An 11,614-nucleotide genomic window follows, 5' to 3' on the forward strand; every position below is an offset into this window, starting at 1 on the left:
AACTACCCGTAACTTTCCTTATTCACTTGATGGATGCTTTTCGTTGAAACGTTGTCTGCTCTCTATCGCCGCGCTGTGTGCGGTGAGCCTGTCCACCGCCCAGGCAGCACAGCCTCTGACGGCCCCGGTTCTGGCCTCTGACATTGCCGATCGCTACGCGAACCTTATTTATTACGGCAGCGGTGCGACGGGAATGGCGCTGGTCGTGATCGACGGTAACCAGCGGGTGTTTCGCAGCTTCGGTGAAACACGACCGGGAAATAACGTTCGTCCGCAGCTGGATTCCGTTATCCGTGTCGCGTCGATAACCAAGCTGATGACCAGCGAAATGCTGGTGAAACTGCTCGATCAGGGCGTGGTTAAACTCGACGATCCGCTCAGCAAATATGCGCCGCCCGGCGCTCGCGTTCCGACATATCAGGGAACGCCGATCAGACTGGTGAATCTGGCGACCCATACCAGCGCCCTGCCGCGAGAACAGCCCGGTGGAGCTGCGCATCGCCCTGTCTTTGTCTGGCCAACCCGTGAGCAACGCTGGAACTACCTGAGCACAGCAACCCTGAAATCGGCCCCGGGCTCGCAGGCCGGCTATTCTAACCTGGCGTTTGATCTGCTGGCCGACGCTTTAGCGACGGCCTCGGGTAAGCCCTACCCTCAACTGTTTGAAGAGCAGATCACGCGTCCGCTCGGGATGAAAGATACCACTTACACCCCCTCCCCGGACCAGTGCAAGCGTCTGATGGTGGCGGAAAAAGGGGCCAGCCCGTGCAATAACACGCTGGCCGCCATTGGCAGCGGTGGAGTTTACTCTACGCCTGGCGACATGATGCGCTGGATGCAACAGTTCCTCTCATCGGATTTTTACGCGCGCAGCAATCAGGCCGACCGCATGCAGACGCTCATCTACCAGCGTGCTCAGTTACGTCGCGTCATTGGCATGGATGTACCCGGTAAAGCCGATGCCCTCGGCATGGGCTGGGTGTATATGGCGCCAAAAGATGGCCGACCGGGGATTATTCAAAAAACCGGTGGAGGTGGCGGATTCATCACCTATATGGCGATGATTCCGCAATCAAACGTAGGTGCTTTTGTGGTGGTCACCCGGTCGCCAAATACACGCTTCGTGAATATGAGTGATGGCGTAAATAATCTGGTGGCCGAGCTGAGCGCCAATAAAGCGCAGGTGCTTACGGCCTCTAACTGATCTCAATAGTCCGTGGGCAAACGGTTGATACTGACCAGTTTGCCCCGGCTCATATTGATGTAGTTCCCCTGACGCAGCGCCGCCAGAACCTCCGCAACGACCGAACGAGAAATACGCGTGCTACGCTGAATATGATTCATAACACCAATTTTTGAACGTAGCGCATCATCCCACTCGGCCATATTCAACAGCATCGCCCGAATTTGGCTATAGGAATTATTTCCAATCAGCTGTATATCACGTTTTCCCAGTAAATGGTTTAGCCATGACAGCCAGCAGAAAGCTTCTTGCCAAACATGCGCTTCTTGAATAAGTTCGCATGCAGTAGAGGCAGGCAAATAAAATCCGGTACAAGGTGTTTGTGCAATCAGAGAATATTCAAGATAGTTGTCATTTATCCATGCGCTTAAACCGTGGATATACGGTGCCCGCGCAATACCCATAAGTAATTCGTCTGATTTACGGTGGACGGCAGTCAGACCGGATTGTATGACAACGGTCAATGGTTCATCATCATTATTGCCGGTAGTTATTAATTGTTGTGGTTCGGTCTTAAATGGGGTACCGGCGATTTCCAGACACTTAATGAGCCGGCTTAATTCAGAAAGTGGTTTCGCATTAACGTTCATGCATACCTCAAGTCATCTGTATCTGTCGGTTCTTTATTATTTTTAAAGCACATAAAAAAGCGGGGGCAAAATCCCCCGCGTTTTTTTCTTACCAGGTATATTTCACACCCAGGTTTGCTCCCCAGTTCTGGTCAACGTCGCCGCCGCCCAGATAAGTCGCATCAGTGTAAGCACTGAAGTTTTTCGTGAAGCTGAACTGAGTACCCAGTCCCACGCGAACCGCAGAGCCTTCTACGCCGTTATCAATGCTGTCGTTGTTGATATCAGCATTGTTGTCAGCATCGTCATACACGTAAGCCAGTTTGAAGTAAGGCGTTAATGCCTGCTCGCCGCCGTAGTTGAAGGTATAACCTGCATCCACGCCGACTTCATAACGCATACTGTCGTAAGACTGACCATCGATACGCATGTCGTTGCTTAACTGGTAGTCATCACCGGACTGGAACAGGCCAGAAATCGCCGCGTAAGGCGTGACGTAGCCAGACAGGTTTGGTTTCCAGTCATAGCCCAGTTTCATCCCGAAACCAACGGCGTCAGTCGTGGTATTACCGTCAACATACTGACCATTGCTCATGGTGGCAGAGAGGTCGTTGTTGAAGCGGGTGTAACTCAGTGAGCTGTCGAGGAAGATATCGTTCATGAACTTCGCCGACGCGTAGATCATCGCAGTCTGGCTGTCCTGATCGACCTGACCCGTACGATCGCTGATATCACCCTTCGCGAAACCAGCCGCACCACCGACAATCCACTTCGCGTTATTACCGTCGATCTGAGTATCCAGACCTACCATAATGCCGCTTACGTCCTGATCGTAGCTAACGGTGCCATTATCCGCGTCAAAGTTGCCGCCGAAATAGCTCACCCATGCGCCGCCGTTATCTGCCAGGCCATGACGGCTGTTGGTCAGACGGGTACCCACGGTATCCTGTTGCAGATTCCAGATGTTGGTATTAGCAGAAGGAATGCTCAGCGCCATGTTGGCGTAGTCAGTCAGCTCTTCCTGCTGGAGAACAACGGTGTCGCCCTTCTGCTGCGCCTGATAGGTGTATGCACCTAAATCAGCTTTATTTGCCGCAGTAAAGCTGGCAGCGGTATCCGCGTTATTGTCATAGACGCGAATGATCTCTTTGTTTTTGTAGTCAGCTACGGAGCCTGCGCCGGTCGCATCGTCGATGCGCACTTTATAGTTACCGGCAACGTCACCGTTCACCGCCAGATGACCGTCAGAGTTCAGCGCGACAACACCATAGTCGTAGTCCGCTTTATTGCGATCGTTGGTGATATACCGTGCGTTGTTCAGGTCGCTGTTCAGCACATAATCGCGGCTGGCAACGTTGAGTACACCGCCATCGGTCAGCACCATATTGTGCGTATCAACCTGACCCAGACCCAGCGCCAGCTCTGCACCGTTGTCCACGGTAATGGTGTTGGCATACAGCTCAGCTGTCTCTTCAGTCAGTGCCGCACGGCTGTAGCTATCCAGATACAGGCTATCGGTTGCTACCGCGCCGTTGTCGCCGATGTTCAGGCTAGACGCATTGGTCAGGGTGATGGAATCCGCCAGCAGGCCGGAGTTTTCAACATTGACCTGAGACTGGTTGTTCACCGTCAGCGCGTCGATGTTGGAGATCTTACGGGTATCCCACTCGGAACCGTTATCCAGCGCCACGTTGAACAGGCCGCTCTGATAAACCTCTTCACCTGCAACGTGACCGTTGCTATCAAAGGTAGAATCAGGCCAGATGCTGTTTGGAGAAAGTGCATGCCAGTCTACATTGCTGTAGCCTTCACCATACATCTGCGCCGTGCCGATGGCCTCAACGCTGGACTGCGCGGCACCCACCCATTTACTGCCGTTGGTCAGCGTGACATCCAGCTTGTCGGTATCATCCCAGCCGTTGGTAGTTGGGTTATAGATGCCGTCATCGGTGGTATCCGTTGCCGGATCGCCATTCTCGTAGAAGTTGTTATCAAAGGTGCTGGAGAAAAGGATGTCGCCGGTAATGGTAGAGTGATCGAAGGTAGCGGTGGTCTGCATAGCGTTATCAGACGCGCCAGCCACAACGATCAGCGCCGCATCATCCGCAGCCGTGGCGTTGGTTTCACCGTAGTCGCTCGGCTTCGCCGTCTGACCGTAGAAGCCGCTGGTACCCAGATCGCTGTACGCACCGGAGGTCAGCACAGAGTCTTTCACCACCAGCGTATCGGTAAAGACATTGCTGCTGTTAGCAACGCCTTCAACACCGTCGTATGGCGTGTTATCCAGATCCTGGTAACCCTGCGTCAGCGTGATACCCGCAACGTGGGAATTGTTCTGAATAACGATATCAGATTCAACGTCCAGCGTGATGGCGTTACCCAGATCATAGGTGTCCAGATAATGCGTTTCAGTGGTTTCGCCATTGACGACATCATACGCGTAATGCTCGTAGGTATCGTTGATGGTGGAGTTATCAACGGTCAGGCTAAAACGATCATACTGGGTATGAGCGGTGCCGTCAGTATCTACGCCATCTGCACACGTCGTGGTCATACACTCTGAGGTGATCATGCCATTAATGGTGCTGTTAGAAATACTCAACGCGTTCGCACGGCCATTGACACCATCATCCAGATAGTATGTCGAAATAACTCCGTTTACGGTTGATTTATTGACGACCGGATAAATGTCACCATCATGTGTGGCATCTGAATAATTCCAGTCAGCATAACCATAATACCAGGGCGTGGACGCAGTATTGTCATATCCAAAAGTATTATATGTCGTGCCGGATATATCTTTCGCATTGGCCTGAGAAGCGATAGCCAGTGTGCAGGCTAATGCAAGTTGTGATACAACCAGTTTCTTTTTCCATGTTTGCATTGGGTCATCCCTCCTCAGGGACGTAAGCAAGTTTGTCCATCAAATCATTTAGCAACATTAAATTGCGGAAGGAATTATGCAGTTTCACTTCGAAAAGGTTCAATGAATGATTCCATTAAGTCCGTATTCAGACAAATAAGCTTATAAACCCACGGCAATATCAATCATTATGAATAAATATTATAAATTCAACTGATTGCAAACTACTTTAGTTGCTTCGACACATATAATAAAAAGCAATTAATCATTTATATTTATAATCCCAAACCAATATAGAAGCCTCACCAATATTACACGCCACGCTGAACATCAGAATAAGAGTTATAATATAGACTAAATACATGCAGCGTATATTAGTCGATTTCGAAAATCTAAAAGACAACTTTAGTAAAACACCGCTCCCTGCTTTCAGGTACACTATACCTCTTTGTTCCACAAACATCAGGCATACCATGACCGATTTAATTGCACGTCCCCGTCGCCTGCGCAAGTCACCCGCACTGCGCGCCATGTTTGAAGAGACAACACTGACCTTAAACGATCTGGTGTTGCCGATTTTTGTTGAAGAAGAGATCGATGACTACAAAGCCATCGACGCGATGCCGGGCGTGATGCGCATTCCTGAAAAGCATCTGGCCCGCGAGATCGAACGCATTGCGAATGCGGGCATCCGCTCGGTGATGACGTTCGGTATCTCCCACCACACTGACGCGACCGGCAGCGATGCCTGGAAAGAAGACGGCCTCGTGGCACGCATGTCGCGCATCTGCAAAGAGAGTGTGCCGGAGATGATCGTCATGTCCGATACCTGCTTCTGCGAATACACCTCTCATGGCCACTGTGGTGTGCTGTGCGATCACGGCGTGGACAACGATGCGACCCTGCTGAATCTGGGCAAGCAGGCGGTGGTTGCCGCCGCCGCGGGTGCGGATTTCATTGCGCCTTCTGCGGCAATGGATGGGCAGGTACAGGCGATTCGCCATGCGCTGGATGCCGCGGGCTTCACCGACACCGCCATCATGTCCTACTCCACCAAATTCGCCTCCTCTTTCTACGGTCCGTTCCGTGAAGCAGCGGGCACGGCGCTGAAAGGCGATCGTAAAACCTATCAGATGAACCCGCTGAACCGCCGCGAAGCGATTCGTGAATCTCTGCTTGATGAAGCCCAGGGCGCTGACTGCCTGATGGTGAAACCGGCTGGCGCGTACCTGGATATCCTGCGCGACATTCGCGAACGCACCGAACTGCCGCTGGGCGCATACCAGGTGAGCGGTGAGTACGCGATGATCAAATTCGCCGCGCAGGCGGGTGCCATCGACGAAGAGAAAGTGATCCTCGAAAGCCTGGGGGCGATCAAACGTGCGGGCGCGGATCTGATCTTCAGCTATTTCGCGCTGGATCTGGCCGAGAAGAAAATTCTGCGTTAATCCGCTTTAGCGCCGGGTGGCGACTTCGCCTTACCCGGCCTGCTCTCTGCGCTAATCTTCACCAAACTGCAATACAAACGACATCTCCTCCTTCTACTGTCTGGGCAAGACGGCAGGAGGAGTGATCAATGTTTAGTCTCGACAGCGTTCTTGATGACCTTTGGCCTCAGGCGAGGCCCGCACCCTGGCAAAAAAGTCTGTTAAAAAGACTGCTTCACGAAGACGAATTTCAGCAGTTTGCCGCCAGCCACCGTCACCTGAAAGGGCTGGATATGGTGGATCAGGTTCTGGAACACCTTGATATTCACTGCTCCGTTTCCGCCCGCGATCTCGAACAAATCCCCGAACACGGCCCACTCATTGTGATAGCGAACCACCCCACTGGCACGCTGGATGGGCTGGCGTTGCTGTACGCCGTTTCCCGCGTGCGCCGCGACGTCAGGGTTGTTACCAACAGGATGCTGTCCCACCTTGAGCCCCTCAGTTCATTGTTTATTCCCGTGGATAATATGGGCGGCAGAACCGCAAAAGCTTCGCTGATACAGATGGAGCAGCACCTGCAAAACGCCGGTGTGCTGATCTTCTTTCCGGCGGGCGAAGTTTCCCGCCCAACGCGCAAAGGCATACGCGATAAAAAATGGCATCCGGGCTTTATCAAGCTGGCTGGCAAATTACGGGTGCCGCTACTTCCGGTACATATCCAGGCGCACAACAGCCTGCTGTTTTATGCCAGTACCCTGGTCTCGCCAACGGTATCCATGCTGCTGTTGATGCAACAGATGTTTCGCCGCCGTCACAGTCAGTTGCCGATCAAAATCGGCCAGCAGATTGCCTGGAATGACCGGTTTAGTTCTACCCTTTCATCGCGTGAGATGGCCGAGCAGTGTCGTCAGCACGTGATACGTCTTGGCAAGGGATTGCCTGGCGTCTTTAAAACCCAGTGCGCCATTGCCCGCCCGGAAGACAGGGCCACGCTGAAGCGCGAACTGGCGCAGGCCGAGTGTCTGGGAAAAACGAGCGATGGTAAGGCCATCTATCTTTGGCAGCTCAACGGGCAGGAAGAGGCGCCTCTGCTGCGCGAGCTGGGGCGGCTGCGCGAGATTGCCTTTCGTGCCGTGGAGGAAGGCAGCGGGAAGCGGCGGGATACGGACAGCTACGATGATGACTATCTGCACCTCATTTTGTGGGATGACGATGACCTGGAGATTGTCGGCGCGTACCGCTTTATGCCAACGGCCATGCAGGTGGAAAAGCGCGGCGTCGAGGGGTTGTACAGCTACAGCCTGTTCCACTACGACGAAAAAATGCAGGACATACTGGAGCACGGCATTGAGCTGGGGCGTAGCTTTGTACAGCCGCGCTACTGGGGGCGTCGCGGTCTGGACTATCTGTGGTCAGGTATTGGCGCCTATCTGGCACGCTATCCTCATTACCGTTACCTGTTTGGCCCGGTCTCCATCTCCGGGGGGTTACCGCCTGCCGCGCGGGATCTGCTGGTCGCCTTTTACCGCTTGTGGTTCCCGGCGACGCATCCTCTAGCCGCCTCGCGCCAGCCCTATCCCGCATCCCTGCCAGACGTGCTGGCGCAATTTGGCGGGGTGGATTACGTGGATGACCTGACAAAGCTCAAATCCCTACTCGGCAACCTGGGCTGCGGCATCCCGCCGCTCTACAAACAGTATTCCGAGCTATGCGAACCCGGCGGCGTGCAGTTTGTCGATTTCGGCAGCGATCCGGCGTTCAATAACTGTATCGACGGGCTGGTGCTGGTGGATTTGTGTTATCTGAAGGCGAACCGCTATCAGCGGTATATAGAGGCGCACTTAATACCCTCCCCCCTGCCCTCTCCCTAAAAGGGAGAGGGTGAAAACCGCACCGGTCAGTCCCCTCGCCCCTTTGGGGAGAGGGTTAGGGTGAGGGGCTCAAACCGCACGGTAGAACGGCTTATCCCCCAAAATCGTCGCCCGCTGCATAATCCTTCGCTGCGGCAGATAATCCGCATTGGCGTAATGCTGCGTGACGCGGTTATCCCAGATCGCCAGATCGTTCTCCTGCCAGCGCCAGCGCACCTGAAACTCCGGTTTGGTGATATGCGCGAACAAGAAGCCGAGCAGCGCCTCACTCTCTTTCTCCGCTACGTCCACGATACGCGTGGTAAACCCTTCATTCACAAACAGCGCCTGCTTTCCGGTCACCGGATGCGTACGCACCACCGGGTGCAGCAGCGGGGGATGTTTTTCGACCGCATCCAGCCAGCGCTGGTGCTCCTCTTCCGTTTTACGGTACTTATATTCCTGGAATGATTTTTTGAAGTCATGCTCCGCCCGCAGGCCGCTCAGTAGGGTCTGGAGCGGCGCGGAGAGCGCCTCAAACGCTGCGATCCCGCTGGCCCACAGCGTATCGCCCCCCGTCTCAGGCAACAGCTTCGCCGCAAGAATCGCCCCGGCTGGCGGTGTGTCGATAAAGGTCACATCGGTATGCCAGTTATCGTTATCCGGCGGGTTATCGTTGTGGGTGTCGAGGACGATAATCTCCTCCACCCCTTCCGCATGCGGATAGACGGGGTGGATATGCAGGTCGCCAAAACGCAGGGCCAGCGCGCGCTGCTGATGCGGGGTAATGGCCTGTTCACGCAGGAACACCACCTGATGACGCAGCACCGCGTGGTACAGCTGCTCAAACTGGTTATCGCTCAGCGGACGGGTTACGTCCAGGCCCGACACTTGCGCGCCAATGTACGGCCCCAACGGGATAATCGTCAGACGTTCACTCATTGTATTTCTCCATGCCAGGGCGTCAGGCGACGCTGTAGCGCGCGCAGTCCCAGTTCTAATCCAAAGGCGATCGCGGCGATCACTGCGATCCCTGCCAGTACCACATCAGTCGCCAGGAACTCTCCCGCCGACTGCACCATAAACCCAAGGCCGCGTGTGGCGGCTATCAGCTCTGCCGCCACCAGCGTAGACCAGCCCACCCCAAGGCCGATGCGCAGCCCGGTCAATATCTCCGGCAGCGCGCCCGGTAAAATGACGAACAGCAGGACCTGCGCGCGGCTGGCGCCGAGCGACTGCGCCGCACGTATGCGTACCTGCTGCGCACTCTTTACGCCAGCCAGAGCCGACATCGCGACCGGCGCAAAAATCGCCAGGTATATCAGTAAGATCTTTGACGTCTCCCCGATACCAAACCAGATCACCATCAGGGGCAAGTAAGCCAGCGGCGGGACGGGACGGTAAAGCTCTATCAGCGGGTCGAGAATGCCGCGTACCGTCGGGCTCAGTCCCATCGCGATCCCCACCGGAACGCCAATAATGACCGCCGCCAGCAGCGCCACCAGAATACGCGTCAGACTGGCACCTAAATGCTGCCAGAGCGTGGCATCCATAAAGCCCTCCGGCCCGGCGATAGTAATCAGTTTTTCCAGAACCTGGCCTGGCGGGGGCAGAAACAGCGGGCTGACCCACTGCTGCGCGGCAACCGCCCACCATACCGCCAGCAACACCACCAGCGTGCTGACGCTTAAAGTGAGCTGGCGAGAGAACGGCCAGCGTAAGGCAAGGCGCGTCCGCCGCGTTTTTTCACTGAAAACAATGCTCATGAGAACGCCTCCCGTTGCTCAAACACGCGGCTTAAGACGTATTCACGCTGTTCAATAAACAGCGGATCGGATTTGATGCTGCGTACCGGTTCTCCCGCCACATAGCGCCGGGCAAACTCAAGCGGCAGGCGCTCCAGCACGCGTCCCGGCCCCGGTGAGAGCAGCACCAGCTCCGTCGCCATAAACACGGCCTCTTCGATATCGTGGGTGATTAACAGCACCTGCTTGCCGGTTTCGTGCCACAGGCGCAGCAGCAGGGTTTGCATCTGCTCGCGGGTGAAGGCGTCCAGCGCCCCAAAAGGTTCGTCCAGCAACAGCAGCTGTGGGTTAGCCGCCAGCGCACGGGCGATCCCGACGCGCTGACGCTGCCCGCCTGAAAGCTGCCAGATAAAGCGTTTTTCAGCCCCCTCCAGCCCGACCTTTTTCAGCATATCGCGCGCCGTATTCAGGCGCTGTTCACGCGCTACACCGGCCAGTTGCAGACCAAACGCAACGTTTTCCTGAACGTTTCGCCACGGGAGTAACCCTTCGTTCTGGAAAACCACGCCGCGCTCTGCGCCCGGCCCCGTGACCCGTTTCCCTTCCAGTTGGATCGAGCCGTGCTGATACGGTACAAACCCGGCGATCAGGTTCAGCAGCGTCGTTTTCCCGCAGCCGGACGGTCCCAGCACCACCAGCAGTTCACCGCTGTCCAGCGTCAGGTTGATCGCTTCCAGGGCGGGTTTGCCGCCGTAATCGGCAGACAGGTTTGTAATGTTCAGCATTGCAGCCCCCTTATTTCACAAAGCGATCGGTCACGAACTGGCTGTAATCCGCCGCCACCGCAGGCACTTTGCCCTGCTCTTTCAGGAACGTCGCAGTGTCAACAATCGCTTTGCTTACCGGCCCGTTCAGCTGCTGGACCTGCTGAGCAGGCGTCAGATAGGTGTTGCCTTTTACCAGCCCCGGCACGTCAGCTTCCGGCACGCCGCTCAGACGTGAGAGTTTCCCCAGGTTGGTGGGCTGTTTCAGCCATTCATCCGGGTTGCTGATGTATGGCTGTTGTGCGTCGATGGCGCTTTTGGCGAAGGCTTTCACCACTTCAGGGTGTTTCTCGGCAAAGTCCTTACGTACCACCCAGACATCAAGGGTTGGCGCGCCCCACTGCCCCACTTTTTCGGAGTCGGTCAGCACGGTGCCCTCTTTTTCCAGTTCGTTGACGGCGGGCGCCCAGACGTATGCTCCGTCGATGTCGCCACGCTGCCAGGCGGCAATAATGGCCGGAGGTTGCAGGTTGATGATCTGCACCTGGCCGGGCTTAATGCCCCAGTGTTTCAGCGCTGCCAGCAGGCTGTAATGCGTGGTGGAGATAAACGGCACCGCGATGCGTTTGCCGATCAAATCTTTGGGTTTCGTGATGCTTTTCTTTACCACCAGCGCTTCGGAATTTCCGAGCTGCGACGCCAGCAGGAAAACTTCAATCGGCACCTGCTGGCTGGCGGCCACCGCCAGCGGGCTGGAGCCCAGGTTGCCAATCTGCACGTCGCCCGAGGCTAACGCCCGCACAATCGCCGCGCCGCTGTCGAACTTGCGCCAGTCGACGTTCGCCCCGCTCGCTTTGGCGAAGGTGTTATCCGCCTGCGCGACTTTCGCCGGCTCAGCGGAAGTCTGATACGCGACGGTGACGTCCACCGCCTGCGCCTGAAATGCCCACAGCGCCAGTGCGCCGAGAAGTGTGATCCGCGATGAAATTGCCATAATGTCTGCTCCCTTGTTGTTATGAGAGCAGTATTTCCGGCGCGAGAATTTTGATAAAGGAATAAAAAAGAATCGCTAATGACGATTCGTTTTTAGAAAAAAAGCGGGAAAGGATAGTGAATTTTGTGCGGTTGTTTCGCCGGGTAAGGCGCAGCC

The 11,614-nt window shown here is 55.3% G+C and carries 9 protein-coding genes; 3 read left to right on the plus strand and 6 right to left on the minus strand.

Annotated elements, in window-relative coordinates; translation table 11 throughout:
• Window positions 1-43 precede the first annotated feature (43 nt).
• Window positions 44-1,204: a D-alanyl-D-alanine-carboxypeptidase/endopeptidase AmpH gene (gene ampH, locus AM329_RS12505; RefSeq protein WP_003859164.1), complete on the plus strand. Its 1,161-nt coding sequence runs from the start codon at window positions 44-46 to the stop codon at window positions 1,202-1,204.
• A 2-nt stretch (window positions 1,205-1,206) separates the two neighbouring features.
• On the opposite strand, the gene AM329_RS12510 is transcribed toward ampH, so the two are convergent.
• Both AM329_RS12510 and AM329_RS12515 read right to left on the minus strand, forming a co-directional pair.
• A complete protein-coding gene (locus AM329_RS12510) occupies window positions 1,207-1,833 on the minus strand; it encodes a helix-turn-helix domain-containing protein (protein ID WP_003859165.1) in 627 nt (208 codons plus the stop codon).
• 88 nt (window positions 1,834-1,921) lie between these two features.
• Entirely contained in the window at window positions 1,922-4,696 is a 2,775-nt protein-coding gene (locus tag AM329_RS12515) for an autotransporter outer membrane beta-barrel domain-containing protein (RefSeq protein ID WP_032608624.1), read from the minus strand.
• Window positions 4,697-5,148: 452 nt separating this feature from the next.
• On the opposite strand from AM329_RS12515, the gene hemB reads away from it, so the two are divergent.
• Together hemB and AM329_RS12530 are read left to right on the plus strand one after the other, a co-directional pair.
• Window positions 5,149-6,123: a porphobilinogen synthase gene (gene hemB / locus AM329_RS12525; protein ID WP_003859169.1), complete on the plus strand. Its 975-nt coding sequence runs from the start codon at window positions 5,149-5,151 to the stop codon at window positions 6,121-6,123.
• Window positions 6,124-6,251: 128 nt separating this feature from the next.
• Complete coding sequence (locus AM329_RS12530; RefSeq protein ID WP_032608621.1) at window positions 6,252-7,976, plus strand: lysophospholipid acyltransferase family protein; 1,725 nt, start codon at window positions 6,252-6,254, stop codon at window positions 7,974-7,976.
• 69 nt (window positions 7,977-8,045) lie between these two features.
• Here the strand turns inward: AM329_RS12530 and tauD are convergent, their stop codons facing one another.
• From tauD to tauA, 4 genes are read right to left on the minus strand one after another with little or no spacing between them, the layout of a single operon-like run.
• Window positions 8,046-8,897, minus strand: coding sequence for a taurine dioxygenase (gene tauD, locus AM329_RS12535; RefSeq protein ID WP_003863169.1), 852 nt, complete (start codon window positions 8,895-8,897; stop codon window positions 8,046-8,048).
• Window positions 8,894-9,721, minus strand: coding sequence for a taurine ABC transporter permease TauC (tauC, locus tag AM329_RS12540; RefSeq protein WP_032608620.1), 828 nt, complete (start codon window positions 9,719-9,721; stop codon window positions 8,894-8,896). Before tauC ends, tauD begins: the two co-directional genes overlap by 4 nt.
• Window positions 9,718-10,485 carry a taurine ABC transporter ATP-binding subunit gene (tauB, locus tag AM329_RS12545; RefSeq protein WP_003863171.1) on the minus strand — a complete coding sequence of 256 codons (768 nt, stop codon included), beginning with the start codon at window positions 10,483-10,485 and terminating at the stop codon, window positions 9,718-9,720. The genes tauC and tauB overlap by 4 nt, the downstream gene beginning before the upstream one ends.
• A gap of 10 nt (window positions 10,486-10,495) precedes the next feature.
• On the minus strand, window positions 10,496-11,458 hold the full coding sequence (gene tauA, locus AM329_RS12550; protein WP_032608619.1) for a taurine ABC transporter substrate-binding protein: 963 nt from the start codon (window positions 11,456-11,458) through the stop codon (window positions 10,496-10,498).
• Window positions 11,459-11,614: the final 156 nt, after the last annotated feature.

The organism is Enterobacter cloacae complex sp. AR_0002 (assembly GCF_001922365.1).
In the GTDB taxonomy this organism is placed as follows: domain Bacteria; phylum Pseudomonadota; class Gammaproteobacteria; order Enterobacterales; family Enterobacteriaceae; genus Enterobacter; species Enterobacter hormaechei_C.

Excerpts from the sequence above, each read along its gene's own strand:
- tauA (WP_032608619.1), bottom strand. The coding sequence starts at position 11,458 with ATGGCAATTTCATCGCGGATCACACTTCTCGGCGCACTGGCGCTGTGG.
- hemB (WP_003859169.1), top strand. The coding sequence starts at position 5,149 with ATGACCGATTTAATTGCACGTCCCCGTCGCCTGCGCAAGTCACCCGCA.
- AM329_RS12530 (WP_032608621.1), top strand. The coding sequence starts at position 6,252 with ATGTTTAGTCTCGACAGCGTTCTTGATGACCTTTGGCCTCAGGCGAGG.
- AM329_RS12515 (WP_032608624.1), bottom strand. The coding sequence starts at position 4,696 with ATGCAAACATGGAAAAAGAAACTGGTTGTATCACAACTTGCATTAGCC.
- AM329_RS12510 (WP_003859165.1), bottom strand. The coding sequence starts at position 1,833 with ATGAACGTTAATGCGAAACCACTTTCTGAATTAAGCCGGCTCATTAAG.
- tauD (WP_003863169.1), bottom strand. The coding sequence starts at position 8,897 with ATGAGTGAACGTCTGACGATTATCCCGTTGGGGCCGTACATTGGCGCG.
- tauB (WP_003863171.1), bottom strand. The coding sequence starts at position 10,485 with ATGCTGAACATTACAAACCTGTCTGCCGATTACGGCGGCAAACCCGCC.
- tauC (WP_032608620.1), bottom strand. The coding sequence starts at position 9,721 with ATGAGCATTGTTTTCAGTGAAAAAACGCGGCGGACGCGCCTTGCCTTA.